This window comes from Mesorhizobium sp. CNPSo 4684, from assembly GCF_057784315.1.
The window spans coordinates 13,278-39,719 of sequence record NZ_JBWLUX010000028.1 but is presented as its reverse complement, the minus strand read 5'-3'; the positions used below and the strand labels follow the sequence as shown (position 1 = coordinate 39,719).

Annotated in this window: 25 protein-coding genes and 1 pseudogene; 18 read left to right on the top strand and 8 right to left on the bottom strand. The window is 62.7% G+C overall.

What is annotated here, in order from left to right; translation table 11 throughout:
- Nucleotides 1-7: 7 nt before the first annotated feature.
- Together AC04SG_RS23965 and AC04SG_RS23960 are read right to left on the bottom strand one after the other, a co-directional pair.
- Nucleotides 8-655, bottom strand: coding sequence for a thiamine phosphate synthase (locus tag AC04SG_RS23965; RefSeq protein WP_192258719.1), 648 nt, complete (start codon nt 653-655; stop codon nt 8-10).
- A 142-nt stretch (nt 656-797) separates the two neighbouring features.
- Nucleotides 798-1,709 (bottom strand): DMT family transporter, encoded by a 912-nt coding sequence (locus AC04SG_RS23960; RefSeq protein ID WP_488553058.1) that lies wholly within the window; start codon nt 1,707-1,709, stop codon nt 798-800.
- Between the two features lie 134 nt (nt 1,710-1,843).
- Here AC04SG_RS23960 and AC04SG_RS23955 point away from each other — a divergent pair, with 134 nt between their 5' ends.
- Nucleotides 1,844-2,281, top strand: a complete 438-nt coding sequence (locus AC04SG_RS23955) for an Lrp/AsnC family transcriptional regulator (protein WP_488553057.1) — start codon at nt 1,844-1,846, stop codon at nt 2,279-2,281.
- Between the two features lie 12 nt (nt 2,282-2,293).
- Here the strand turns inward: AC04SG_RS23955 and AC04SG_RS23950 are convergent, their stop codons facing one another.
- Complete coding sequence (locus AC04SG_RS23950; protein WP_488553056.1) at nt 2,294-2,752, bottom strand: GNAT family N-acetyltransferase; 459 nt, start codon at nt 2,750-2,752, stop codon at nt 2,294-2,296.
- A 173-nt stretch (nt 2,753-2,925) separates the two neighbouring features.
- On the opposite strand from AC04SG_RS23950, the gene AC04SG_RS23945 reads away from it, so the two are divergent.
- Entirely contained in the window at nt 2,926-3,696 is a 771-nt protein-coding gene (locus AC04SG_RS23945; protein WP_023668765.1) for a sulfite exporter TauE/SafE family protein, read from the top strand.
- A gap of 43 nt (nt 3,697-3,739) precedes the next feature.
- Here AC04SG_RS23945 and AC04SG_RS23940 read toward each other — a convergent pair whose 3' ends face one another.
- A complete protein-coding gene (locus AC04SG_RS23940; protein WP_488553055.1) occupies nt 3,740-4,291 on the bottom strand; it encodes a DUF2269 family protein in 552 nt (183 codons plus the stop codon).
- Between the two features lie 525 nt (nt 4,292-4,816).
- Here AC04SG_RS23940 and rcdA point away from each other — a divergent pair.
- The 5 genes from rcdA to AC04SG_RS23915 all read left to right on the top strand — a co-directional run bounded on the left by rcdA (nt 4,817) and on the right by AC04SG_RS23915 (nt 8,687).
- Nucleotides 4,817-5,347 (top strand): protease adaptor protein RcdA, encoded by a 531-nt coding sequence (gene rcdA, locus AC04SG_RS23935; protein ID WP_192258715.1) that lies wholly within the window; start codon nt 4,817-4,819, stop codon nt 5,345-5,347.
- Between the two features lie 68 nt (nt 5,348-5,415).
- Nucleotides 5,416-5,928 (top strand): crossover junction endodeoxyribonuclease RuvC, encoded by a 513-nt coding sequence (gene ruvC / locus AC04SG_RS23930; protein ID WP_112559670.1) that lies wholly within the window; start codon nt 5,416-5,418, stop codon nt 5,926-5,928.
- Between the two features lie 13 nt (nt 5,929-5,941).
- Nucleotides 5,942-6,562 (top strand): Holliday junction branch migration protein RuvA, encoded by a 621-nt coding sequence (gene ruvA / locus AC04SG_RS23925; RefSeq protein WP_488553054.1) that lies wholly within the window; start codon nt 5,942-5,944, stop codon nt 6,560-6,562.
- A 43-nt stretch (nt 6,563-6,605) separates the two neighbouring features.
- Entirely contained in the window at nt 6,606-7,643 is a 1,038-nt protein-coding gene (gene ruvB, locus AC04SG_RS23920; protein ID WP_477409577.1) for a Holliday junction branch migration DNA helicase RuvB, read from the top strand.
- A 135-nt stretch (nt 7,644-7,778) separates the two neighbouring features.
- The gene (locus tag AC04SG_RS23915; RefSeq protein ID WP_488553053.1) at nt 7,779-8,687 is read left to right on the top strand and encodes a metallophosphoesterase; all 909 of its coding nucleotides are present in this window, start codon (nt 7,779-7,781) and stop codon (nt 8,685-8,687) included.
- 110 nt (nt 8,688-8,797) lie between these two features.
- Here the strand turns inward: AC04SG_RS23915 and AC04SG_RS23910 are convergent.
- Nucleotides 8,798-8,920, bottom strand: a pseudogene (locus AC04SG_RS23910) (transposase); the annotation flags it as partial.
- 321 nt (nt 8,921-9,241) lie between these two features.
- Between AC04SG_RS23910 and AC04SG_RS23905 the strand changes: the two are divergent.
- A complete protein-coding gene (locus tag AC04SG_RS23905) occupies nt 9,242-10,987 on the top strand; it encodes an adenylate/guanylate cyclase domain-containing protein (RefSeq protein ID WP_488553052.1) in 1,746 nt (581 codons plus the stop codon).
- A gap of 145 nt (nt 10,988-11,132) precedes the next feature.
- Here AC04SG_RS23905 and AC04SG_RS23900 read toward each other — a convergent pair whose 3' ends face one another.
- Nucleotides 11,133-12,383, bottom strand: a complete 1,251-nt coding sequence (locus AC04SG_RS23900) for a glycoside hydrolase family 5 protein (protein WP_488553051.1) — start codon at nt 12,381-12,383, stop codon at nt 11,133-11,135.
- Between the two features lie 65 nt (nt 12,384-12,448).
- On the opposite strand from AC04SG_RS23900, the gene ybgC reads away from it, so the two are divergent.
- The 9 genes from ybgC (at nt 12,449) to ftsH (ending at nt 22,521) form a co-directional block, all read left to right on the top strand.
- Nucleotides 12,449-12,919 carry a tol-pal system-associated acyl-CoA thioesterase gene (gene ybgC, locus AC04SG_RS23895; protein WP_488553050.1) on the top strand — a complete coding sequence of 157 codons (471 nt, stop codon included), beginning with the start codon at nt 12,449-12,451 and terminating at the stop codon, nt 12,917-12,919.
- Nucleotides 12,920-13,234: 315 nt separating this feature from the next.
- Entirely contained in the window at nt 13,235-13,945 is a 711-nt protein-coding gene (tolQ, locus tag AC04SG_RS23890) for a protein TolQ (protein WP_142869706.1), read from the top strand.
- Nucleotides 13,946-13,956: 11 nt separating this feature from the next.
- Nucleotides 13,957-14,409 (top strand): protein TolR, encoded by a 453-nt coding sequence (gene tolR, locus AC04SG_RS23885; protein WP_488553049.1) that lies wholly within the window; start codon nt 13,957-13,959, stop codon nt 14,407-14,409.
- A 7-nt stretch (nt 14,410-14,416) separates the two neighbouring features.
- On the top strand, nt 14,417-15,574 hold the full coding sequence (locus AC04SG_RS23880) for an energy transducer TonB family protein (RefSeq protein ID WP_488553048.1): 1,158 nt from the start codon (nt 14,417-14,419) through the stop codon (nt 15,572-15,574).
- 40 nt (nt 15,575-15,614) lie between these two features.
- Nucleotides 15,615-16,919 (top strand): Tol-Pal system beta propeller repeat protein TolB, encoded by a 1,305-nt coding sequence (gene tolB / locus AC04SG_RS23875; protein WP_488553047.1) that lies wholly within the window; start codon nt 15,615-15,617, stop codon nt 16,917-16,919.
- A gap of 261 nt (nt 16,920-17,180) precedes the next feature.
- Nucleotides 17,181-17,687 (top strand): peptidoglycan-associated lipoprotein Pal, encoded by a 507-nt coding sequence (gene pal / locus AC04SG_RS23870; protein ID WP_112559660.1) that lies wholly within the window; start codon nt 17,181-17,183, stop codon nt 17,685-17,687.
- A 269-nt stretch (nt 17,688-17,956) separates the two neighbouring features.
- Nucleotides 17,957-19,039 carry a tol-pal system protein YbgF gene (gene ybgF, locus AC04SG_RS23865; protein WP_488553046.1) on the top strand — a complete coding sequence of 361 codons (1,083 nt, stop codon included), beginning with the start codon at nt 17,957-17,959 and terminating at the stop codon, nt 19,037-19,039.
- Between the two features lie 52 nt (nt 19,040-19,091).
- Nucleotides 19,092-20,474: a tRNA lysidine(34) synthetase TilS gene (tilS, locus tag AC04SG_RS23860; protein ID WP_488553045.1), complete on the top strand. Its 1,383-nt coding sequence runs from the start codon at nt 19,092-19,094 to the stop codon at nt 20,472-20,474.
- 121 nt (nt 20,475-20,595) lie between these two features.
- Complete coding sequence (gene ftsH, locus AC04SG_RS23855) at nt 20,596-22,521, top strand: ATP-dependent zinc metalloprotease FtsH (RefSeq protein WP_112559657.1); 1,926 nt, start codon at nt 20,596-20,598, stop codon at nt 22,519-22,521.
- 300 nt (nt 22,522-22,821) lie between these two features.
- Here the strand turns inward: ftsH and AC04SG_RS23850 are convergent, their stop codons facing one another.
- Both AC04SG_RS23850 and AC04SG_RS23845 read right to left on the bottom strand, forming a co-directional pair.
- Nucleotides 22,822-23,277, bottom strand: coding sequence for a hypothetical protein (locus AC04SG_RS23850; protein ID WP_192258556.1), 456 nt, complete (start codon nt 23,275-23,277; stop codon nt 22,822-22,824).
- A 242-nt stretch (nt 23,278-23,519) separates the two neighbouring features.
- The gene (locus tag AC04SG_RS23845) at nt 23,520-24,176 is read right to left on the bottom strand and encodes a hypothetical protein (RefSeq protein WP_434221191.1); all 657 of its coding nucleotides are present in this window, start codon (nt 24,174-24,176) and stop codon (nt 23,520-23,522) included.
- 715 nt (nt 24,177-24,891) lie between these two features.
- Between AC04SG_RS23845 and glmM the strand changes: the two genes are divergently transcribed.
- The gene (gene glmM, locus AC04SG_RS23840; protein WP_203280169.1) at nt 24,892-26,244 is read left to right on the top strand and encodes a phosphoglucosamine mutase; all 1,353 of its coding nucleotides are present in this window, start codon (nt 24,892-24,894) and stop codon (nt 26,242-26,244) included.
- Nucleotides 26,245-26,442: the final 198 nt, after the last annotated feature.

Below are 26,442 nucleotides of genomic sequence, written 5' to 3'. Positions count from 1 at the left end.
GCGCACGTCAGTCCTCGAAGCGCGGCGCGGTTTCGTCGAGCAGCGCATTGGCGGCAGCAATCGCCGCTTTCGGATCCGCGCCGTCGGCGAAGACAGCGCTGGACAATGCCACGAATTCGGCGCCGGTGTCCGCCACCGCCTCAACCGAGGCCAGGTCCGACCCGGCCATGACGATGCAAGGGATCTGGATCATGTCGGCCCACCAGCGGCCGAGTGACAGATTGCGCGGATGCGGCTCCGGCTTGTTGTCGTAGCCGAAGCGGCCGAAGAAGATGTAGTCGGGCCTGGTCTCGCCGAGTTCCAGCGCGTCGTCGCGGGTCTTGGCGCCGCCGGCGCCGACCATCATCTTTCCCTCGAAGTGCTCGATGGTCTCGGCGAGTGCGTCCTTGGAGACCTCGACATGAATGCCGTCGGCCTGGACGCGGCCGGCAATGCGGGTGTCGCCAGCGATGATGACGGCGATACCGGCCGCCTGCGCCACAGGCACGATCTGTTCGGCAAAGGCCTGGAAGGCAGCCTCGTCCATGCCGTTTTCAGGCAGGATCAGCGAAGCGACGTCGCCGCCCTCAAAGGCCGCCGCAATGCGCTCGGCCGGCGCGTCCTTGGGCGCGATCAGCACGATGCGGCAGCGGTTGGGGGGTGTTGCGTCGTTCATTGGCTTTCGATCCGGGATTTCGCCTATGCCGGGCGAAGATGGTTGCAATGCGGCATAGAGCAAAGCGCCCGCCTTGAACAGGCGGGCGAGGATCGATGCGATGGCTTGGTTTACGATCGCCGGCGAGCGGCCGGTCTGCGTCTCATTTGACGGCTTGCGGGCTTTCGACCGGCGGTTTGGCTTTCCACAATGTCCAGCCGAGGTTCATGCCGGCTGCCGCGATCAGGATGGCGGCGGCGCCGACGAGCTGGGCCGGATGCAGCCGGTGGCCGAACGCAATGACATCGACCAGGATCGCCACGACAGGATAGATGAAGGACAGCGATCCCTGCAGGTGTGTCGGCAGTTTCTGGATGGCGCCATACATCAATATGTACACCAGGCCGGTGTGGACGACGCCGAGCGTCACCAGCATGGCCCAGCTCCACGTGTCGGCGGGCAAATGGGAGAGGTTGGCAAAGGGCGCCAGCATGACGACGCCGACGCAGACCTGGATCAGCGCGATCAGATGCGGTGGGGTCCCCTTCAGCTTTTTGGCGACGATGGCCGCGACGGCCCAGAAGAATGCCGCGCCAAGCGCCATGACGATTCCGGTGACATAATCGGTGCCGACGATGCCGGAACCGGCATCGGGCCCTGTCTGCACGATCAACAGCATGCCGGCGAAGGCGATGCCGAGCCAGGTCAGCTTGGTCAGGGTCAGCCGCTCGCCGAAGAACAGCGCCCCGAAGCCGACCAGCATGAAGGGCTGGGTGTTGTAGACTGCCGTGGCGATCGAGATCGACGCGCGGGAAAACGCGCTGAACAGCAACAGCCAATTGATGACGATGGCCGCCCCGCCGATAGCGGCGATGGCAAGAATGCGCAATGTCAGCCTGCCGCGCAGCAACCCAAGTGCTGCACAGGTGATGAGCAGCGCCACCGCACCGAAGGCGCAGCGCCAGAACACCACGTCCATGACGGGCTGGCCCGACATGACGACGAACCAGCCGATCGTGCCGATGATTGTCATCGCCGCCGTCATCTCGATCGTGCCGCGCACCGTGCTGTCCATGACAATACCTCCGATATCTGTTTGGGGCTGGATAATCTCATGCGATCCTGAGGGTTTATATGCCTCATGAAAGGTGATATGCGTGAATGACCTAATTTAATAAGGCGATCTTCGCCTTTTGCGAGAGAATGAAAATGCTGGACGATCTGGACAGAAAGCTTCTCGACATCCTGGTCAAGGATTCCCGGACATCATTGAAGGAACTGGCGCAGCAGATCGGGCTGTCGTCGCCCAGCGTGTCCGAGCGGCTGCGGCGGCTCGAGGAGCGCGGCGTCATCCGCGCCTTCACTGTCGAGATCGACCCGGAGGCGCTGGGCTATCCGCTGCAGGCGATCGTGCGTATCCGGCCATTGCCGGGCAAGTTGCATATCGTGCAGCAGCTGATCGAGGAGATCCCCGAGTTCGGCGAATGCGACAAGGTCACCGGCGACGATTGTTTCGTGGCGCGACTTTATGTGCGTTCGATGAGCGAGCTCGACAAGCTGCTCGACCGCATCGCCGACAAGGCCGAAACCAGCACCGCCATCATCAAGGCGCAGCCGATCCGGCGCCGACCGCCTCCACTCGGGTAAGCTTCGTTTTAGCTAAAGATCCAGCTTGTAGCCGATGTGGCTGGCCTTGAAGCCGAGCCGGTCATAGAAGCGGTGCGCGTCGTGGCGGCTCTTGTTGGTGGTCAGCTGGACAATTTTGCAGCCGCGTGCGCGGCATTGTTCGACCGCCCATTCCAGCAGGCGCTGTCCCAGCCTTTCACCGCGCCGGTCGGCGGCGACGCGGACAGCCTCGATCTGGCCGCGCCAGGCGCCCTGCAGCGACAGGCCGGCAAGATAGCTGATCTGCAGCGTGCCGATGACGCGGCCGCCGTCCGTCATCACGGCCAGAAACTGGTTGGGGTCGGCGTTCACAGCCGCAAAGGCGTCGCGATAGGCTTTGGCCAGCGGTTCGCTTGCGTCTTCGCGGCTGCGGCCGAGCGGATCGTCGGCAAGCATGGCGACGATGGCCGGCAGGTCAATTTCCTCGGCGCGGCGGATCTGGACTTCGCTCATTCTCGAAACCTCATGCGGGGACGGTGCCTTATGCATCGACGGCAATCGTGCCGCAAATCCGACGCCGGGTGCCTTACGCACAATTGATCGCCACAGCCGGCATTTTCATGGTCGCGGTGCACGGGTTTCTGGGCTATTGCAGGGCCAGTCTTCCCTCCAGCCTCCCCCATTTCATGTCAGGTCTGCTCGCCGATCCGTGGTTCTATGCCGCCGCCATTCCGGCGGTGATCCTTGTCGGCCTGTCGAAAGGCGGCTTTGGCGGCGCTGTCGGCTTTGTCGGCGTGCCTTTGATGGCGCTGGCCATGCCGCCGGTGCAGGCGGCCGCTATCCTGCTGCCGATCCTGTGCCTGATGGACATCGTTTCGGTGTGGACGTGGTGGGGTGTCTATGACCGCAAGATGCTGGTCGACATGATGCCGGGCGCGGTGATCGGCATCGGGCTGGGCTGGCTGACGGCAGCCCTGGTTACCGAAGAAATGGTGCGGCTGATCGTCGGTGCCGTCGCGCTCATCTTCGTGCTGCGCTGGCTCTATCTGCAGTTCCGCCACGGTTCCGACCATGCGGCGGCGCCAAACCGCATCGCAGCCGCCTTCTGGGGCACCGTCGCCGGCTTCACCAGCTTCGTCGCCCATGTCGGCGGCCCGCCCTTCCAGGTCTATGCGCTGCCGATCCGGCTCGATCCGAAAGTGCTGTCGGGGACATCGGCGATTTTCTTTGCCGCCACCAACGCGCTGAAACTGATCCCCTATTTCGCGCTCGGCCAGTTCGACACCGCCAATCTGACGGCGTCCGCCGTGCTGATGCCGCTGGCACCGCTGGCCACCATTGCCGGCGCCTGGCTGGTACGGCGCATGCGGCCGGAGATCTTTTATCCCTTCACATACGCGACCGTGGCCGTGGTCGCGGTCAAGCTGCTGTGGGACGGGATCGCCGGCCTGCTGTAAAGCAGCGCGAGGCGGCCGCACGGTCGCCTACATATTCTCGGTGTTAGACAGCGCTCGGCACGAGGGGGCGACTGCCGCCAAAGGCCAGTGCGGCGCCGGCGATGACGACCAAGATCATGCCGGCGAGAATGCCGATGTCGTGCTCGGTCGGTTTGAGCACCATGTCCGCGACCACGACCAGCATCACTGCATAGTCGAAGCGTGCCACGCTCATCATGCGCTGGCCCATAGCAAGGACGGCAGGTGACATTCCCTCCTTGGCGATCATCGCTCCCATGCGCTCGCCGATTGGTTTGAAGACGAACATGCCGATCGAAAAGGTCGTGGCATAGCCGACGAGACCGATGACAATCCACAAATCTGCGAATCCCACCCAGAAGCTGCACATGATCAGGCCGAAGATCAGCGTCAGCATCGACATCGGTGCGAAAAACCTGCCGCCCAGTTGTCCGCTGGCACGGATCGCCTGCAGCTTTTCCTCGATGTTGCCGGCGCGCTCGGCAAGCATGCCGAGCAGGAACAGCACGAACCCACCTCCGACCCACAAAATGGCTGTGGCGACGTGGAGGAATTTGACGATCGAATACCAGTCCATAGGTTGCTCCTGGGCAGTTCCGGTGGGTTGCGGCGGCACGGATTTGTGCGCGACGGTGTGAGGAGCGGGCGTTTAGCGCAACGCGTGTTTCGGAACGATGTCGCGTCGGCGCGCCAGTCTGTTACCGCGGTTTGATGGAGCAAGCTGACGATCCGGTTCTTAGGCCGTTGTGCTGATACGGCACAGAACGGCAGCGGTCGATCAAGAAATATCCGCTGCGTTAAGGGTTCATTAAGCTTTACAGGTGTTTACTATGTCCATCCAGTTATCTGGATTCTTACCGAGTGGTTGGAGCCACTTCGTTTGACGCCTCCCTGTTAAACTCCTGAGAGCCGCCTTATCCGCGGCTCTTTTTTTGTCCGCATTTTGGGCTGCCTCGCGCCCATCCGCCGGCGTTAACCGTTTGTTAAACATGTGCTTGCCTTCAACGGCGGCGAAGCGCATTTTCAAGCTTCAGTCATCTAGGGTGCCGGCGTGACGGCGAAGAAGCCGAATCAGCCGACGGGGTAGTGCAGGGGCGTATCGATGAACGAGCCTTCGAAGGGCATCGCCAAAACCATCAAACTGGCGGAACGCCGGGTTTTCTCCCAATCCTTCAAACCGCTTTACCAGGAAGGTATGGGCCTGGTTGAGCAAGCAGCCGAATATCTCGACGGCAAGGGCCGGGCCGAGGCCAAAAAGTTGTCCAGGCTGGCGGCGACGCTCTATGCGGCCGAATCGATGCGGCTGACCACCAGGCTGATGCAGGTTGCCTCCTGGCTGCTTTTGCAGCGGGCGGCAAACTCCGGCGAGATGACCCGCGACCAGGTTGCTTCGGAAAAATCCAAGGTTCGCCTCGACACCGCGTCGGCGCATGACGAGGCGGCCGGCTGGAACGAACTGCCGAAGGATTTCCTCGATCTCGTCACACGCTCGCTGCGCCTCCAGGCTCTGGTGCGCCGCATGGACGAGGAGATCTATGGCGGCGCGTTTACCGAGACGCCGTCCGCCGTCCGCCGTGTCAATCCGGTTTCCGACCAGATCACGCTGCTCAACACGGCTTTCGCCCGGGGTTAAAACGCCTCCCGTTTCCGGTTTGTTCACATTTCGCTGGCATCGCTGTCCGCCGGAGGTAAACTTGGCGGATGGGGGAAGCGATTCGCATCATCGGTATCGACCCGGGGCTGAGGCGCACCGGCTGGGGCATCGTCGAAAGCCTCGGCAATTCGCTGCGCTTCGTCGGCTCCGGCACCGTGCGATCCGACGACAAGGCGGCGCTTGCGACACGGCTTTGTCAGTTGCATGACGGGCTGGCCGAGATCCTACACGCTGCCATGCCGCAGGAGGCGGCCGTCGAGCAAACCTTCGTCAACAAGGATGCGGTAGCGACGCTGAAGCTCGGTCAGGCGCGCGGCATCGCCATGCTGGTGCCGGCGCGCGCCGGCCTTGTCGTCGCCGAATATGCCCCCAATGCCGTCAAAAAGGCGGTGATCGGCGTTGGCCATGGCGACAAGAAGCAGATCCACATGATGGTCAAGGTGCTGTTGCCGAAAGCCACTTTCGACACCGAACATGCCGCCGACGCACTGGCCATCGCCATTTGCCACGCGCATCACCGGCAAAGCGTCGCCTACAGGATGGCGGCGTTGGCATCATGAAAGGCTATTGAGCATGATAGGCAAGCTCAAGGGCACGCTAGACGAGATCGACGAGGATTTCTGCCTCGTCGACGTGCATGGCGTTGGCTATGTCGCTTATTGCTCTGCGCGCACTCTGGCCTCGCTGCCGTCGCCGGGCGAAGCGGTCGTGCTGTTCATCGAGACCTATGTGCGCGAGGACATGATCCGGCTTTACGGGTTTCAGTCGATACTGGAGCGTGAATGGTTCCGGCTCTTGATGACCAATGTGCAGGGCGTCGGCGCCAAGGTGGCGCTGGCGATCCTGTCGACATTGGCGCCGGCCGACCTCGCCAACGCGATCGCACTGCGCGACATCGCCATGGTCAGCCGCGCGCCCGGCGTTGGCAAGAAGGTGGCCGAGCGCATCGTCACCGAATTGAAGAACAAGGCGCCGGCCTATGCTGGAACCGCCTCCGGCACGATCGGCCTGAAGCAGGAACTCGGCGAGGGTGTCGCGCCGGCGCCGATCACCGACGCCGTCTCGGCGCTGGTCAATCTCGGCTATTCGCGCGACACGGCGGCCAATGCGGTAGCAGCGGCGCTGAAGACGGCGGGCGAGGAGGCGGATGCCTCGAAGCTCATTCGCTTCGGGTTGAAGGAACTGGCGCGGTGAGCGGTTGCTTGCCCCCTCCTTTACCCTGTGCGAGGAAGGCGGCATGAGCCTTTCCCCTCGCCTCATTGCCCCGGAAAAGCGCGGCGAGGATGCCGAGCAGACTTTGCGGCCGCAGACGCTCGCCGATTTCGTCGGCCAGGCGGCGGTCAGGGCCAATCTCAAAGTCTTCATTGAGGCCGCCAAGGGCCGCAGCGAAGCGCTCGACCATGTGCTGTTCGTCGGGCCGCCGGGGCTTGGCAAGACGACGCTGGCGCAGATCATGGCGCGCGAGCTCGGCGTCAATTTCCGTTCGACCTCGGGCCCGGTCATCGCCAAGGCCGGCGATCTCGCCGCGCTGCTCACCAATCTCGAAGACCGTGACGTGCTGTTCATCGACGAGATCCACCGGCTCAATCCGGCGGTGGAGGAAATCCTCTATCCGGCGATGGAGGATTTCCAGCTCGACCTGATCATCGGCGAAGGCCCGGCGGCGCGCTCGGTCAAGATCGATCTCGCCCGCTTCACCCTGGTTGCCGCTACCACCCGGCTCGGCCTTTTGACCAACCCGCTGCGCGACCGTTTCGGCATTCCGGTCAGGCTCAATTTCTATTCGGTCGAGGAGCTGGAGCAGATCGTGCGACGCGGCGCCCGCATACTGCAAATGCCGCTCGGCGACGACGGTGCGCTGGAGATCGCGCGCCGCGCCCGCGGCACGCCGCGCATCGCCGGCCGGCTGCTGCGCCGGGTGCGCGATTTCGCTTCCGTCGCCGGCGACGGTCATGTCGACAGGCAGATTGCCGACGAAGCCCTGACGCGGCTGGAGGTCGACGGGCTCGGCCTCGACGCGCTCGACCGCCGCTATCTCTCGATGATCGCCCGCAATTTCGGCGGCGGGCCGGTCGGCATCGAGACCATCGCCGCCGGCCTGTCCGAGCCGCGCGATGCCATCGAGGACATTATCGAGCCCTATCTGATCCAGCAGGGTTTCATCCAGCGCACGCCGCGCGGCCGCGTGCTGACCGCCAACGCCTGGCGCCATCTCGGCCTCGATGCGCCGAAGGACCTGGCCCAGCAGCAGATCAACCTGTTCCAGGAAGAGTAACGGAGATTTGTCCTCCGGAACGGATTGTCTGCGCAGAATCTCCTCAAGCCCGCCAGCGTGAAGGCGCATTCCTGGATTTTATCGGGCGTCTAATGTCGGCGCGGACCGCTCCGATCAAGCATCGGAGCCAGGAAAGTGATCACCAGACGCGGGTTCCTGAAATTCGTCGGGGGTTCGTTCCTTTCGCTGGCTTCGCTCAGCGCCTATGCGGTTGGCATCGAGCCGATGCTGTTGACGCATGTGAAGCGCTATCAGCTGACGCCGCCGCATTGGCCGACAGGGCTGAAGCTGCGCGCCGTCGTGCTCTCCGACATCCATGCCTGCCACCCCTGGATGACGCCGGAGCGGATCGCTTCGCTTGCGGCTGAGGCGAACGCGCTCAAGCCGGATGTGATCCTCATGCTTGGCGATTATCCGGCCGGCACGCGCATGGTGACGGGCTGGGTGGATGCGTCGGAATGGGCGCCGGCACTTTCCGGTCTCAAGGCGCCGCTCGGCGTCTGGTCGATCCTCGGCAACCATGACTGGTGGGAAGACCGTACTGCCCAAAAGGCTGGCGCCGGGCCGACGATTTCACGCAAGGCGCTGGAGGCCGTCGGCATTCCGGTGCTGGAAAACGATGTCGTACGCCTGGAAAAGGACGGGCACGGCTTCTGGCTCGCCGGTCTTGCCGATCAGTTGGCATTGCTCCCCGGCCAGGCCTGGGGCCGGAGCCGTGGCAAGGGCCTGGACGATCTCGACGGCACGCTGGCCAAAGTGAGCGACCAGGCGCCCATCATCCTGCTTGCCCACGAGCCCGACATTTTTCCGAAAGTGCCGGGCCGGGTTTCGCTGACGCTGTCAGGCCACACCCATGGCGGGCAGGTCCGGCTGTTCGGCTATTCGCCGGTGGTGCCGTCCCGCTTCGGCAACCGTTTCGCCTATGGCCATGTCGTCGAGAATGACCGCAACCTGATTGTGTCGGGTGGACTCGGCTTCAGCATCGCACCGGTGCGGTTCGGCATGCGCCCGGAGATCCTGCAGATCGATCTTGGTTCCGCTTAGGCCTCGCCCCTGACTAGGGCGTGGACTCATTAGCACGCAGCCAAATTCGGATTGATGCGAGTTTGACGAACGCCAGATAGTTAGCTGCGAGTTTGTCATTTCGGGTTGCGACGGAGGACCCAGAAGATGCCATTGAGCACGCGACGGTCGTTTACACGCCGAACCCCACGCGGCTTGTTCGGCAGCATCGGTTCGATAGCGGTCCATTCGTAGTCGCTGAGTTCGTCGCGCATGATTCGGGGCTCCGGTTTCGGAGCTTGAATCACATCTAGGACAGTGCCACCAACCCGCAATGGTTGGTCGCGGTCCTACTAATGCTCTGAATTTACTTCCGCTTCCCTTCAGCATAACGGACATCGCCGGACTTGCTGCTGGTCCGGCCCTGTCGCGTATGACCCAAAGCGGCCCTGGCGCGGATTCCAGACCCCGACCCTTCGTCCGGGTGACGATGGCGGATTGGAGTGCTGCGGCGGTGGTGGATTATTGTCGGGGTTCCAAGTCTCCCGCCGGAGGTTCATCCTGCTATATTCAGTCCAAACTAGCAGGGGGTGGCGGTGGTTACGGCGCGCGTTGAGAGACGGTTAGCGGCGGTGTTGGTAGCGGATGTTGCCGGTTATTCGCGGTTAATGGGCGCTGACGAAGTCGGCACGCTCGAAGCCCTTAAAGCCATCCGCCGCGAAATCGTTGATCCAGCCATTGCGGAGCACAAGGGCAGGATCGTTAAGACAACTGGCGATGGCCTCTTGGTCGAATTCGCTAGCGCTGTCGACGCGGTGACTTGCGCCATGGCTGTTCAAGAGAAGATGGCCGGGCGGGAAGGACAGATTGCCTTTCGCATTGGCATCAACATCGGCGACATTATCAGGGACGAAAACGACATCTTTGGTGACGGCGTGAATGTGGCCGCGCGCGTTGAGAACGAGTGCGCGCCGGGCGGCGTGTGTTTGTCGGGAAGTGCGTTCGAACAAGTCAGGGGAAAAACGAAATTCGAGTTCGATGATCTAGGCGAACGATCGCTGAAGAACATTGATAGAGTGGTTCGACTATATGGCGTCAAACTTGGTAACGCGCCACAGGCAACGACTTCGGATAGCAATCGACCGCTGCCATTACCCGACAAACCTTCAATCGCGGTTCTGCCGTTTCAGAACATGTCCGGTGACCCGGAGCAAGAGTACTTCGCTGATGGCATGGTGGAAGACATCATCACTGCGCTGTGCCGTTTCAAATGGCTGTTCGTGATCGCCCGCAATTCGACCTTCACGTATAAGGGGCGGTCCGTTGACATCAGGCAGGTTGGACGGGAACTAGGTGTTCGTTACGTGTTGGAAGGCAGCGTGCGAAGGGCAACCGACCGAGTACGGATCACAGCCCAGCTCATTGACGCGGAGACCAGGGCCCATATTTGGGCAGATCGCTACGACCGCGCTGTCGACGACATCTTTGCTTTGCAGGATGAAATTACTTTGAGCACTGTCGCCGCGATCGAGCCCAGCCTGCGCCAAGCCGAAATTGAACGGGCGAAGCGCAAACGGCCTGAAAATCTCGACGCCTACGACCTCGTGCTACGTGCGACGCCTCTGGTGGATACTGGGATGCCGGAGGGCGCGTCGCAGGCAGTGCCACTCCTTGAGCGCGCACTTTTACTTGAGCCGAACTACGCGCTCGCGCACGGCCAGACGGCGTTTTGCAATGAAATCCTATATCTCCGAGCGGGAAGGCGTGAAGACAATCGCACAGCTGCGATACAGCACGCACATACTGCAGTGGCGCTTGGCCCCGACGATGCCCCAGCACTTGTCTATGCCGCAATCGCTATCGGTCTTGTCGAACATAACCGTATCTTGGCTCAGGAAACGTTCGAGGCCGCTCTTGCAATCTCCCCATCGGCAGCGTGGGCATATTCGTGGGGCGCGTTGATTTTGGGCTGGGGAGGGGAAGCCGAGCGTGCCATCGAATGGGGCGAGCGGGGTATCCGCCTTAGTCCACTCGATCCGTGGATTACGGCGGCGCTGCATGGCATATGCATGGGTCATTTTCTTCGCGGGCGCTATGAAGATGCTGCGGCGGCAGCGCAACGGGCCATTCGTAGCAAACCAGGTTTCAGCGTCTCGCACATGTTTCTGGCCGCGGCGCTTGCTAAACTCGGACGAATGGAAGATGCGAACGCGGCTGCCGAGCGCGTGATACAACTTCAACCCAACTTCAGCAGCAATGGCCAGTGCTCCGCCATCGGTTGCGTGCCGGTACTCGCAGCACCTCTTATCGAAGCAATGCGCGCTTCAGGTCTTCCCGAATAATCAGGATTCGCCAACCTCGCTGCCGATGTGGCCGGCCATGCCGGCATCCCATCGCATCATTTCGCTGCGATGCCGAATTTGATCGCTACCAAGGTATAGGGGACCCTCGCGAGCCGTCAGCGCGGCCGATTTATGGGTTCACGGCCTAAGGCAGCGACCGGATCGCATCCATCACGGCAGGCTCGGCCTTTTCGCCGTTGAAAGCGTCGACGATACCGAAGGCGCCACCAAAACTCCACACCGACCATGAGAAGCCATGCGCCTCGGCGCGCGCGATCATGTCCTTGACGTAAGCCGCGCGGTATTGCGGCGGCATGACATAGGGGTTGCCATATTCCTGGCGGATCATGCCGAACTCGCCCAGCGTGATGTTTTCCGGCTTGATGCTGTTGGCCTTGGCCCAGGCCTCGACCTTTTCGAACGGCGCATCCATGACGCCGAGCAGCTTTTCGTCCGTGTCTATGCTGGCCACCTGCTCGTCGAGATAGGCGAGCAGGCCGCTTCGCCTGGTCCACGGCGCCTCAGCCTTCATCTTGGCGCGGACCGCGTCCAGTTTTGCATCGAGCTCGGCGCGCGGCACCGCGGTCAGCGGGTAGGGCAGGCCGGTGACATAGGGGATGAAATCGCCGGCCCAGGTCGCGCCCTGATGTGTCAGCAGGAACGGATCGTAGGAGTGGAAGGTCCAGATGATGTTGTCGTCGGGGATCGTCTTCGGGTCGATCCTGACCAGTGACGCCGCATTGGAATAGCAGGCGCCGGTCAGGATCAGCGTCAGCCTGGTGGCGGAGGCGCGCGCGGCCGCGAACAATTTCTGCTGGCGCTCGGGCCACAGGCTGGTGCCGTCGCTGTCGCAATCGACGATCGGCTCGTTCATCGGCTCGAAAGCGACCTGCGTCGGGTCCTCGGTGGCGAGCGTGCGCGCCATTTTGCGGATGACCTCGACATAGGCGTCGAAGGTGGCCGGATCGTCCATCACCTGGCCCATGCCGATCTCGCGGCCGCCTCCGGCGGGGATCAGGTGCATGTCGACGATCACTTTCAGGCCGGCGCGGTTGATCATGCGGGCCGAGTCCCGCACGCTGGCATAAAGGTCGTCGCGCAGCGCCAGCGTCTGGTCCGACATAAACGGCGAGGGGTCGACCGGCATGCGCAGGAAGTCGAAGCCGGCGGCCTTCAGCGCCTTGAGGTCTTCCTCGTTGAGGAACTTGCGCCATTCCGGATACGGCAGGATGGCCTTGGGATCGTTCCATTTGTCTTCCCCGACCCAGGTCGTCCACTGGTCGAGGTTGAGGCCGCGCTTCATCGAAAAGCTCGCGGCGTGGCCGGGCAGCACGGATGTCGCAAGCACCAGCAGCGCCGCCATCAAGGTCTTGATCATCGCCTTCAACAGTGCCATCCGATTTGCTGCGCTGGTGATTTTGGCAGGACAGGTGCCCCGCTTGGGGCAAAAAGGAAAGCGCGATGGACGATCATGGTGAATCGGCGGCACTCACAGCCGGGCTTTCCGGCGCGCTGACGGAGTTCGGCCATCGGCTGATGGCTCGGGTCTATTATGCCGACACCGATTTCTCCGGCGTCGTCTATCATGCGCGCTATCTCGAATTCTTCGAGCGCGGCCGCTCGGACTATCTAAGGCTCGCCGGCGTCCATCACACCGAACTTCACGAAGGCAAGCATGGCGAACGCATCGTCTGGGTGGTGCGGCGCATGGAGATCGATTTTCGTTCGCCCGCCCGCATGGACGATATCCTGACCATCGACACTCGCACCGAAGACATTTCCGGCGCCCGCATCGTCATGGCACAGCAATTGAAGCGCCGCGCCGAGGTGTTAGTCGAGGCGAAGGTCCAGGCGGCGATCATCGGTGAGAACGGCCGGCCGAAACGCTTTCCCAAGGAATGGATCGCGGCCTTCCTACCGAGAGCAAGCTGATATCCAGGGCCTGCCAGCCTGCAACGAGCGGCCTGATTGGCAGCGTTTTCGATCGTTTGTGAACAGCCTGCCTGCGTGCCGGGGCGCGGCAATGCGCCGCGCCATATTTCCTAACCCATCCTTAACCATAACGGTTCATGAAGAGATTGGTGAAGATTGGAAGAATCCGCGCGCCTTCCTTTCACCAATATTTGCCCTGAAAAGGCCGCTAACGGTGCATTTTGGGGTAATCCGCAAGCCTAGCGCGAACGGACCACAAGGGATGCCCATGGGCCAGCCGCCAGCGATGCCCGGAAAATCTTAAGGACTTGAACGATGGAAAATATCGCACTCGCCGACCCGGCAGCGCATTTGTCGATTTGGGCGCTGTTCATGCAGGCCGGCTGGGTGGTCAAGCTGGTCATGATCGGTCTGCTCTGCGCTTCGATCTGGACCTGGGCGATCATCGTCGACAAGCTGGTCAGCTATGCCCGCATGCGGCTGTCGCTCAACCGCTTCGAACAGGTGTTCTGGTCGGGGCAGTCGCTGGAGGAGCTCTACCGCACGCTGGCGGACCGCAAGACCACCGGCATGGGCGCGATCTTCGTCGCAGCCATGCGCGAATGGAAGAAAAGCTTCGAGAAGGGCGCCAAGTCGCCGCTCGGCCTGCAGACCCGCATCGACAAGGCGATGGATTTGGCGCTGACGCGCGAGATGGAGCGGCTGGAAGGACGGCTCGGCTTTCTCGCCACCACCGGTTCGGCCGCACCCTTCATCGGCCTGTTCGGCACCGTCATCGGCATCATGACCTCTTTCCAGGCCATTGCCGCTTCCAAGAACACCAGTCTTTCGGTGGTGGCGCCCGGCATCGCCGAGGCGCTGCTGGCAACGGCCATCGGCCTGCTCGCCGCTATCCCGGCCGTCATCGCCTACAACAAGCTGTCATCGGACGCGAACAAGATCGCGGTGCGCATGGAAGGGTTCTCGGACGAGTTCTCCGCCATACTCTCGCGCCAAATCGATGAAAAAGTCGCACCGAAGGCCTGAGGAGCAGCAAGATGGGTATGTCGGTAGGCATCTCGGGACGCGGCGGGCGCGGTCACAGGCGGCGTGGCCGTCATCACGCGCTGATATCAGAAATCAACGTCACGCCGATGGTCGACGTGATGCTGGTGCTGTTGATCATCTTCATGGTCGCGGCACCCTTGCTGACGGTCGGCGTGCCGATCGACCTGCCGGACACGCAGGCCAAGGCGATGAACGTCGATACCCAGCCGATCACCGTTTCGATCGACGCGGCCGGCAAGATCTTCCTGCAGGAGACTGAAATTTCGATCGACGAACTGGTCGCCAAGCTGCAGGCGATCTCCAAGACCGGCTATGACGAACGCATCTTCATCCGCGGCGACAAGTCGACCGACTATGGCACCGCCATGAAGGTGATGGCCCGCATTTCGGCCGCTGGTTACAAGAACATCGGCCTGGTTTCACTGCAGGAACAGGAACAGTAGCACCAAGATGCGGACCGGCCTCACCACATCGGTGATCTTGCACACGGTAGCGTTAGCCTTCGGGCTGTTCACGCTGTCGTCGCCGCCTGCCATGCCTGCGTCCGATGCTGAATCGGTCTCGGTCGCAATCGTGCCGGTGGAGGCCGTCGCGCAGACGCTGCAGGGCGACAAGAAAGCAGTGATGCGCGAAAAGCCGGCGCCGACCCCGACCAAGCGGCCCGATATCGTGCCAGAGGCACAGAAGATTGGTGAGAACAGCGTCGATACCGACAAACCGGTGACGGACGAGGCCAAGCCGAAGCCGGTGGAGCTGGCGTCGGCCCCGCCGCCGGCGCCGACACCGAAAGAGAAGCCTAAGACCGAGGACGCGCCGAAGCCGAAGGAAGAGCCGAAGCCGACTCCAGCGACGGAAGTGGCGCCGGTGCCGCAGCCGAAGGAAGAGGTCAAGCCCGAGCCGGTCAAGCAGACGGAGCCGAAGCCCACCCCGGCGAAGGCGCCGGCGCCAGCGCCACAACCGGACACGACCGCCGCCATCGAGCCGAAGCCTGAGGTCAAGCCCGACGCGGTCGCCGAGGCCATATCGGAACAGCAGCCTCCGGAGGAGGCGCAGCTGCCGAATTCCGCACCCGCGCCCGAAGCGCGGCCGAAGCCGCAGCCGGCGCAGGCTGAAAGCGCCAAAGCGCCGGATCGCAAGGATGCCGACAAGCCGGTCAAGGAAGCCTCGTCCAAGCCGAAGTCCGAGGACAAGCAGTTCAACGCTGACGAGATTTCAGCTCTCCTCGACAAGCAGAAGCCATCCGGCGGCGGCGCCAAGCGCTCGACGCAGCAGGCGTCGCTCGGCGCCGACAAGACCCAGGGCCAGAAGCTGTCGCAAAGCGAAATGGGCGCTTTGTCGGATCAGCTCGGCGGTTGCTGGACCCTTCCCGTGGGGCTCGAGGGTTCGGAAAACTTCGTCGCCGTGGTCCTGTTCAACCTCGACGCCTCCGGCAAGCTCGATGGCCGGCCGACCGTCGAGAAATCGAGCGGAAACCAGCAGTTCGACGAGAGTGCGGTGCGTGCCGTCCAGAAATGCAACATGGCCGGCCTGCAGGTTCCTGCCGGCAAGCAGGATATCTGGGCCCAGGTTCGGGTCACTTTCGATCCCAGAGAGATGCTTGGGCTTTAAGTCTGGCGTCCACAAAATCAGTTAAGAGAAGCGAGACGACATGAAATCCATCCTCAAGCCGCTCCTGACGATTGCAGCCATGGCGCTGGGCATGACTGCCGTTGCCACCTTGCCGGCGCGAGCACTCGTCGAGATCAACGTCAACAAGGGAAATGTCGAGCCGTTGCCGATCGCGATCACCGATTTTCAAGGTGAGATTGGCGCCCAGATCTCCGATATCGTCAGCGCCGATCTGAAACGCTCCGGCCTGTTCGCACCGATAGACAAGACAGCCTTCATCGAGAAGATCGCCAATCCGGATGCGCAGCCGCGCTTCGACGACTGGAAGGTGATCAACGCGCAGGCGCTGGTAACCGGCAGCGTCGGCAAGGAGGCGGACGGCCGCATCCGCGCCCAGTACCGGTTGTGGGACACTTTTGCCGGCCAGCAGATGTCCGGCGAGCAGTTCTTCGCCAACGATGCCAACACCAGGCGCGTCGCCCACATCATCGCCGACGCGATCTATGAGAGGCTGACCGGAGAGAAAGGCTATTTCGATACCCGCGTCGTCTTCATCGACGAATCCGGCGCCAAGAATGCGCGCAAGAAACGGCTCGCCATCATGGACCAGGACGGGGCCAACGTCCGCTATCTCTCGGACGGCAAATCGATCGTGCTGACGCCGCGTTTCTCGCCGAATCGGCAGGAAATCACTTACATGTCGTACGAAAGCGGTCAGCCGCGGGTCTATTTGCTGCAGATCGAGACCGGGCAGCGCGAACTTGTCGGCAACTTTCCCGGCATGACCTTTGCTCCGCGCTTCTCGCCCGACGGCCAGAAGGTGATCATGAGCCTGCTGCGCGACGACGGCAATTCCAACATCTTCGCCATGGATCTGCGCAGCCGCTCAACGACGCGGCTGACCAACTCGACCGCCATCGACACCTCGCCGTCTTATTCGCCCGACGGCAGCAAGGTTGTGTTCACCTCCGACCGTGGCGGCCGCGCGCAGATTTATGTGATGGGCGCCGACGGTTCGGGCCAGACCCGCATTTCGTTCGGCGACGGCGTCTATTCGACGCCGGTGTGGTCGCCGCGCTTCGACCTCGTCGCCTTCACCAAACAGACGGGCGGCGAATTCCAGATCGGCGTCATGAAGACCGACGGCTCTGGCGAGCGCATCCTGTCGTCCGGCTTCCAGCAGGAAGGGCCGACCTGGGCGCCCAACGGCCGCGTGCTGATGTTCTTCCGCGACTCCGCCGGCGGCCCAAAACTGGTTTCCGTCGATCTCACCGGCCGCAACGAACAGTCGATCCCGACGGCGAATTTTGCGTCTGACCCGGCGTGGTCGCCGTTGCTGGAATAAACCAAGTTTTGGGCGAGCCTCCGCTCGCTTGTTGCAACTTGGCAACAGTGCCTCAAAAGCCCCGTTTCGGGGCTTTTTTCACGCCGAAGTCGCCTTTTGGCCGCATTTCCGCCTACGGTCCGCGACCATTGTGGCATGAGGTTATTCGGCTGCGGACGGGCGGCTGAAACCAAATTTTAACCGTGTTTCTTGAATGCTGGTTAACCCAAACGTGGTTACTGGGTGATCAACGAAATCACTCGAATACGAAGGAGAGGCGGCATGGGCCGTATCGCAGCACTTACCAGAAACCCGGCGATGATTGCGCTGATCGCGATGCTCGCCATCACCGGTTGCGCCTCGAAGAAGACCCCGAACAGCGCCGCCGACCTCGGTCTCAATGGCGCGGGCGCCGCAACGCCTGGTTCGGCGCAGGACTTCACGGTCAACATTGGCGACCGCATCTTCTTCGATACGGATTCGTCTTCGATCCGCGCCGACGCGCAGACGACGCTGTCGCGCCAGGCGCAGTGGCTGAACCAGTACAAGCAGTATGCCATCGTCGTCGAAGGCCACGCCGACGAGCGCGGCACGCGTGAATACAATCTTGCGCTTGGCGCCCGCCGCGCTGCCGCCACCCGCGACTTCCTGGTCGCCAGGGGCGTTTCGGCAAGCCGCCTGAAGACGATTTCCTACGGCAAGGAACGTCCGGTCGCGGTTTGCGACGACATCTCCTGCTGGTCGCAGAATCGCCGCGCGGTCACCACGCTCTCCGGCGCCGGTTCCTGATGGGCAAGACAGCGGCGCGCCTATCCTGACGCAATTCCGGACGGAAAACCGTTTCACACTTTTCCTGGAATTGCTTGTGTCGCAAAATTGCAACACCTCCATGCGAAAGGCGGCCAATGGCCGCCTTTTTCAGTTCCAGTCCCGGAAACAAAATTGGGAAACAAAATTTGGCCGAAGTCTCGCCTCCTGCTAAGAGCCGAGGGCGCCTGGCTGGTTCCACTGTGATTGGAAGGCGCGAACAGACTCACGAATTACACCGCGAGAGGCACATGCATTTCAGATCGATCTTGAGCGGCACGCTTGCGCTGCTGCTCGTATCAGGCTTCGCCGCTGCGGCAAGCGGCACCGGACAACCCGCGGATAGCGGCTTTTCCTTCCATCTGCCGACGCTCGGCATTTTCGGCAAGAAGGAGAAGCCGGAGCAGCAACAGATCGCGCAGCAGCAGGACGGCACCACCGCCGCCAGCCTCGAAGAACAGCTGCGGCAGATGAACGGCAAGATTGAGGAACTCAACTTCCAGGTCCTGCAGATGCAGGAGCAGATGCGCAAGCAGCAGGAAGACAACGAGTTCCGCTTCCAGCAGTTGGAAGGCGGCTCCAGCGGGCAACCGCCGGCGCAGAAGAAATCGGAGGCGGCGCCGCCGGATGGCGATACCGGCAACAGCGTCGCCGAGGCCCCGGGAAGCCAAGCGCCGACCGATTCGGGTGCACAATCGGATGGCGGCCAGAGCGTCGGCGAAGTCATCGTCGAATCGCAGACCGGCGATCCCGGCAAGGTGATCACCGGCACTCCGCCGAAGACGTTCGGCACCATCACTGTCGACAAGAACGGCAATGTGGTCGACGCCGGCGGCAACACGCAGGCGACCGCGCCGGCCGAAGGTGCGGCTCCGCCCGCCGAGGCGCCGGCGACCGGTCCCAAGACCGGCAAATCCGACGGCACGGTGGTGGCGGCGCTGCCTGCCACGAACAACCCGGAAGAGATCTACCGCAACTCCTACCAGTTCATCCTGTCGGGCGATTACAGCACCGCCGAGCAGGGTTTTCGCGACCATATCGCCCGCTTCCCCAAGGACGCCAAGGCAGCAGACGCGCATTACTGGCTGGGCGAATCCCTGCTTGGCCAGCAGAAGTATCATGACGCGGCCGAGGTTTTCCTCGCCGCCAGCAAGGACTATCCGAAGGCCAAGAAGGCGCCCGACATGCTTTTGAAACTCGGCGTGTCGCTGGTCGGCCTCAAGCAGAAGGATGTCGCCTGCGCCACCTTCGGCGAGATCGGCAAGCGCTATCCCGATATTTCGGCCGCGCTCAAGGAACGCGTCAAACAGGAAAGGGCGCTGGCGGCGTGCTAGTCTTCCCCTCGCATGTCGGCGTCCGGGGACCAGTTTTGGGCGACATGCATTGATGCTCGATACCGAGCCTGACCTTTCGAACGTTTCAACGATCGACTTTTCCAAGGGCGCTGTTGCGGCCGTGTCCGGCGGCAGCGACTCGACCGCCCTCCTTCTTCTCCTCAAAGCTCACCTCGACCGCAGTGCCCCGACAGCCAGGCTGCTGGCGGTAACGATCGACCACGGTTTGCGTCCGGAAGCAGCGGCGGAAGCACGCGCCGTTGCCAAGCTCTGTGCCGAGCGCGGTATCGCGCACCGCGTACTTAGCTGGTCCGGCGACAAGCCGTCGACCGGCCTGCCCGCGGCGGCGCGCGAGGCACGCTACCGGCTGCTGGCCGAGGCCGCGCAGGCGCAGGGCATCGGTGTGATCGCGACCGGCCACACCGCCGACGACCAGGCCGAGACCGTGCTGATGCGAGCCGCGCGGAATGATGGCCACGAGCTTGGCGAAACGGCAGGCCGCGGCCTCGCCGGCATGGCGCCAGCCACCCTCTATGATTGGCAGATCTGGATCGCGCGGCCGCTGCTCGGCGTACGGCGCGCGGCATTGCGGGCCTTCCTGCGGCGCGAAAATGTCGGCTGGACGGAGGACCCGACCAACACGGATGCCCATTTCGAACGGCCGCGCATTCGCGCCGTGCTCGACGAAGACAGGGGCGGGCAGCGTTTTGCCGAGGCGATCGGCCTGGCCAGGCGTGCCGCTGCCGAGCGCGAGCAACTCGGCCGCCGCGCCGCCGCGTTGATCGGTGAATTTGCCAGCCAGCCGGCACCGGGTCTCATCCGGCTCGAACCCGGTTTCGCCAACGCAGACGACACGCAAGCCGCGGTCTATGGGCTGCGTGTCCTGCTGGCGGCGACCGGCGGCGTCGCCCTGTTGCCGGACCAGGCGCGTAGTGAAGCGCTGTTTGAGCACATGCAGGCCGGGCCGCTTTGCGCCACATTGTCGCGGACGGTCGTCGATACGAGGCGCACCGGCATCTTCCTGTACCGTGAATCGCGCGACCTGCCTGCTGCCGCACCGTTGGCGGCCGGACTCTGGGACGGTCGCAGGCGGGTCACCGAAGCAGAGGCGATCACATTGGGCGACAGTTCTGGTGCATTGTTGATCGCGCCGCTCGGCGCGGCCGCCGCCGCCGAGCGGACTGCCGGGAATGGCGCGCCAGCAAGCCTTGTCCGTGCCGCTTTGGCTGCGGAACCGGCGCTGTGGCGCGGCGGCGAATGCCTTGGTGTTGCAGGGGATGTAACGACGGCGCCGGCAATCGCCCTCAGCTCGGCCGTCGCGCCTTTTGCACGCTTCCTGCCCAGCTTCGATCTGGCGCTGGCAGGGGCCGTCGCCGAACTGACCGGCGCGCCGGCGGTCCCGACCTTGCCTTCCAGCCGCCACAGTGCCGGTTGATGGTGGCGCGAAAGCTTAACCCAGACGTGCTGTTATGCTTGGCAAGGGGAGGCGCTCTCCCTATGTTAGGCCCAAGTTTCCTCTCATATGCGTGCCCCACAGGGTACCAACGGGACAATTGATGAATCCGAATTATCGCAACCTCGCGCTCTGGGCGATCATAGCGGTCCTGCTCATCGCTCTCTTCAATCTGTTCCAGACGCCGCAGACGCGCGGAGCCTCGCAAGACGTTCCCTACTCGCAGTTCCTGCAAGAGGTTGCGGCCGGCCGGGTCAAGACGGTGACCATCGCCGGCGACCGCATCATGGGCACCTACACCGACAACGCGAATGGCTTTCAGACCTATTCGCCCGGCGATCCGCAGCTGGTCTCGCGGCTTCAGGACAAGAACGTCGTCATCAATGCGCGTCCTGAATCGGACGGTTCCACCTCGCTGTTCAGCTATCTCATCTCCTACCTGCCGATGATCCTGATCCTCGGCGTGTGGATATTCTTCATGCGCCAGATGCAGTCCGGCTCCGGGCGCGCCATGGGCTTCGGCAAGTCGAAGGCCAAGCTTCTGACCGAGGCGCACGGCCGCGTCACCTTCCAGGATGTCGCCGGCGTCGACGAGGCCAAGGAAGATCTGGAAGAGATCGTCGAGTTCCTGCGCGATCCGCAGAAGTTCCAGCGCCTGGGCGGCAAGATTCCGCGCGGCGTGCTGCTCGTCGGTCCTCCCGGCACCGGCAAGACGCTGCTCGCCCGTTCGGTTGCCGGTGAAGCCAATGTGCCCTTCTTCACCATTTCGGGTTCGGACTTCGTCGAGATGTTCGTCGGCGTCGGCGCGTCCCGTGTCCGCGATATGTTCGACCAGGCCAAGAAGAACGCGCCCTGCATCATCTTCATCGACGAAATCGACGCCGTCGGCCGCCATCGCGGCGCCGGCCTCGGCGGCGGCAATGACGAGCGCGAGCAGACGCTGAACCAGCTGCTGGTCGAGATGGACGGTTTCGAGTCCAACGAGAGCATCATCCTGATCGCCGCCACCAACAGGCCCGACGTGCTCGATCCGGCGCTGTTGCGTCCGGGCCGCTTCGACCGCCAGGTGGTGGTGCCGAACCCCGACATCGTCGGCCGCGAGAAGATCCTCAAGGTGCATGTGCGCAACGTGCCGCTGGCGCCCAATGTCGACCTCAAGGTGGTCGCGCGTGGCACGCCGGGCTTTTCCGGCGCCGATCTGATGAACCTGGTCAACGAATCCGCTCTGATGGCGGCGCGTCGCAACAAGCGCCTCGTCACCATGGCCGAATTCGAGGACGCCAAGGACAAGATCATGATGGGCGCCGAGCGCCGCTCGTCGGCCATGACCCAGGCCGAGAAGGAGCTCACCGCTTACCACGAGGCCGGCCACGCCATCCTGGCGCTCAACGTGCCGTCCGCCGACCCGCTGCACAAGGCGACCATCATCCCGCGCGGCCGTGCGCTCGGCATGGTCATGCAGCTGCCGGAAGGCGACCGCTATTCGATGAGCTACAAGTACATGGTCTCGCGGCTTGCCATTATGATGGGTGGCCGCGTCGCCGAGGAGTTCAAGTTCGGCAAGGAGAACATCACTTCGGGCGCTTCCTCCGACATCGAGCAGGCGACCAAGCTGGCGCGCGCCATGGTTACGCGCTGGGGCTTTTCGGACAAGCTCGGCCATGTCGCCTATGGCGACAACCAGGAAGAGGTTTTCCTCGGCCATTCGGTAGCGCGCACGCAGAACATCTCGGAAGAGACCGCGCAGATCATCGACGCCGAAGTGCGCCGGCTGATCGACGAGGCCTATGTCTCGGCCAAGTCCATCCTGACCAAGAAGAAGAAGGAATGGATTGCGCTGGCGCAAGGCCTGCTCGAATACGAGACGCTTTCGGGCGAGGAGATCAAGCAGCTGATCGCCGGGCAGAAGCCCGCACGCGACCTCGGCGACGACACACCGCCAAGCCGTGGTTCAGCGGTGCCGAAGTCCGGCCGCCGCAAGAAGGGCCCAGAGCCCGAAGGCGGCATGGAGCCTCAGCCGTCTAGCTGAGCTGAAATCACTCGATCCAAGAAAACGCCGCGGCTTCAATCCGCGGCGTTTTGCAGGCTGATGCCTATGTCAATCTGATCGACGCCGGCAGGTCGGCTGATGTCAGCGCCGAACTCGTCCTGCCGATGCAAAGCCTGATGAAGCGCGGGGTGGCTGCCGGCCAGGCCAATGCCGATCTTTCAAGCCTAGTCGCGCTCCTGCGGCTCTCGAAACAAGGCGCTTGAGGCTGGCAAGACCTCAACAAAAGCCCGCCAACCATGAGGTTGGCGGGCTTTTCGATCTTCAAACGCTGCTGGCCGATCAGCTCTTCAGCTTGGCGTTGCAGAGGCTGTAATAGCCGCCGCCCTTCTGGATCCAGCGAAGGCCTTTCAATGTACCTGCGTCCTTGTTGCCGTGGTAACCCTGCAGGCAGGTCTTCATCCGCGCCTTCGCGGGCTTTTCGGTCTTGAACTCGGCGGCGAGGGTGGTCGGGAATGTCACGCCCGCCGGCGCTACAGTGGGGGCGACCGCCGCGCTGGTTTCCTTCTTCGGCTGCGGCTCGGTTTTGACCGTATCCGCGCTGGCACTCTCCGCAGCGGACGTCGCGCATTTCTCCGTGCGGAAAGCGGTCCAATCCATGCCGTTCAGAGTGCCGCCTTCCTTGGCTGTGCGATAGGCCTCGCCGCATTCTTTCATCGTCAGCGCGGTTGCAGGGGCCACGCTCCAAGCAACCAATGCCGCCGTCGCAGCCAATCCCACCAATTTCAATCTGGACATAAGACCCTCCTGGTTGACAAAAATCTTGATGTCTTTTTGTATACCGTTTGTTCCGTATATGTTCAATCGGAATCTTTGCGAACCATCGATAACTCTGCTGGCGGGCAGTGTGGGCGAATTGACGATTCCGACAGCTCCCGCGATATGCACATGCGAACAAAGCCAGGCGTCTTCGCGCGCAACAAAAAAGACCCGCGAACCTTTCGGCTCGCGGGTCTGTCGGTTTCGGCAGCTGCCGTCGATCAGCTCTTCAGCTTGGCATTGCAGAGGCTGTAGAAGCCGCCGCCCTTCTGGATCCAGCGCAGGCCATTCAGCGTGTTGGCATCCTTGTTGGCGTAGTAGAGCTCGAGGCAGGTGTGCATGCGGCCCTTGGCCGGGGTCTCGCTGGCGTATTTCTTCGAGATCGCGGTCGGGAACTTCACACCTTTGGGAGCGGCGACCGAGGGCTTCTCGGGCTCGCTGGTATAAGTCGCCTCGCTCGGAGCCGGGACGGTGTCGTCGTCATCGGCGCCGGCGCCGCATTCGGCCTTGCGGAAGTCGTTCCACTTCTTGCCGCCCAGCGTGTTGGCAGACTTGGCCGCCTGATACTTGGCGCTGCAATCGGCCATGCTCAGGCCCTTGCCGCTGCTATCGGCAGCTGCCTTGGTGGTTGCCTTGGCCGGTTGTACCGCCGCGGATGCGCCGGCGGCGCATTCGGTCTTGCGGAAGTCGTTCCATTTCGCACCGTTGAGCGTGCCGGCAGCTTTGGCGGCCTGGTACTTGGCGCTGCATTCCTTGGCCGTCAGGCCCTTGGCGCTATCGTCGGCTGCGGCTGCTGCCTTGGTGGTGGCCTTGGCGGGTTCTGCCGTGGCGCTGGCGCCGGCGGCGCATTCGGTTTTGCGGAAATCGTTCCACTTCACGCCGTTGAGCGTGCCGGCAGCCCTCGCAGCCTGGTATTTGGCGCTGCATTCCTTGGCCGTCAGGCCCGTGGCGCCGTCGTCGGCGGCAGCAGCGGCCTTGGTCGTGTCCGCCTTGGCCGCGGCGGCCTTCTTGGCCGGCTTGGCGGTCTCGGTGGTGGCGGCCGCGTCGGTGCCGCATTCGGCCTTACGGAACTGGTTCCAGGTCTGTCCGTTCAGCGTGCCGCCGTTTTTGGCGGCATTATACTTGGTACTGCACTCGGCCATGGTAAGCGCGTTGGCGGGCGCCGCCATGAACAAGGTTGCGACGGCAAGACCCGTCAAAGTTGCAAGTCGATGGATGAGCATGGCGTTTCTCCCGTTGCTGCGCCGATGGTGTCCCTTTGGTGGATCAATAGCTCTCAACGCTAGGCTGCGCCAGATGCTAACTCGCGCCGATACCCTCGCAAAGCGCGTCCTCCCGACAAGGTGATGAAATCATTGCGATCTGCGGCCTCGAAAAGAAGGGTTACCGGACCAACCTGCGCCGAGCGGCTTAGTGTGACTGCTATATTGCGGCAAGACCGTGTCACCGTTTTAGGCTGTGGAAACACTTGAACAGATCGCTACAATGATTTTCTAAGGATTGGTAACATACGATCATACATTGTGATGATTTGTGCTGCCCAATTTTGTGGCATTACGGGCAGCTGAAAAACCGACGGGGATTCTGGCTAGCATGGCAGGGCACTATTTCGGCACCGACGGAATTCGCGGGCGCGCCAACAAATTTCCGATGACGGCTGAGATCGCGATGCGGGTCGGCATGGCCGCCGGCCTGTCGTTCCAGCGCGGCAGCCACCGCCACCGCGTCGTGCTCGGCAAGGACACGCGGCTGTCCGGCTACATGATCGAGAATGCGATGGTGGCCGGCCTTTGTGCCGCCGGCATGGATGTCTTCCTGCTCGGCCCGATTCCGACGCCGGCGGTGGCCATGCTGGTGCGCTCGCTGCGCGCCGATATCGGCGTCATGATCTCGGCCTCGCACAATCCCTACTTCGATAACGGCATCAAGCTGTTTGGGCCTGATGGCTACAAGCTCTCCGACGAGATCGAGGAGCGGATCGAGAGCATGCTCGACAAGGACATCGAGCTGGCGCTCGCCGATTCCGACGGGCTCGGGCGCGCCAAGCGCGTCGACGGCGTGCATGACCGCTACATCGAATTCGCCAAGCGCACGCTACCGCGCTCGATGTCGCTGTCGGGTCTCAGGATCGTCGTCGACTGCGCCAATGGCGCCGCCTACAAGGTGGCGCCGGCCGCCCTTTGGGAATTGGGCGCCGAGGTCATTGCCATCAATGTCGAGCCGAACGGCTTCAACATCAACAAGGAATGCGGCTCGACCCATCCGGCCGGCCTGCAGAAGAAGGTGCATGAAGTGCGCGCCGATATCGGCATCGCGCTCGACGGCGATGCCGACCGCGTCGTCATCGTCGACGAGAACGGCACGATCGTCGACGGCGACCAGATCATGGCGCTGATCGCCGAATCCTGGCATCAGAACGGGCGGCTCGCCGGCGGCGGCGTCGTCTCGACGGTGATGTCCAATCTCGGCCTCGAACGCTTTCTCGGCGACATGAAGCTGCAGCTGCACCGCACCAAGGTCGGCGACCGCTATGTCGTCGAACATATGCGCGCGCATGGGTTGAATGTCGGCGGCGAGCAATCGGGCCACATCGTGCTGTCCGATTTCTCGACCACCGGCGACGGGCTCGTCTCGGCGCTGCAGGTTCTCGCCTGCATCAAGCGGCAGAACCGCCCGGTGAGCGAATTGTCGAAGAAGTTCGAGCCGGTGCCGCAGCTGTTGAAGAATGTCCGCATCGCCGGCGGCAAGCCGCTAGAGGAAGCCCCGGTCAAGGCGGCGATCGAAGATGCGCGCAACCGTCTCGGCAAGGCCGGGCGACTGGTCATCCGGCCCTCCGGCACCGAGCCGCTGATCCGCGTCATGGCCGAGGGCGATGACCCGCAACTGGTCGAAGCCGTGGTCAACGACATTGTCGACATCATCTCGGAAACGCGCAGCGCCGCCTGATCGCGCCGCCTCCAGCGGCAGGCGCGAACTGCCGCTCAAAGATCTCAAGGCCCGCCTCCAGGCGGGCTTTTTGTTTCGGGCAGGGTGGCCCCACCGTGATGCCGGCAGAGACTGTTTGCTAAAATATCGAGAATTCGTGGTTAATCGACAGGGTTAAACGCGTTTTAACTTTTGCAATTCATTATCCACAACTGAGGT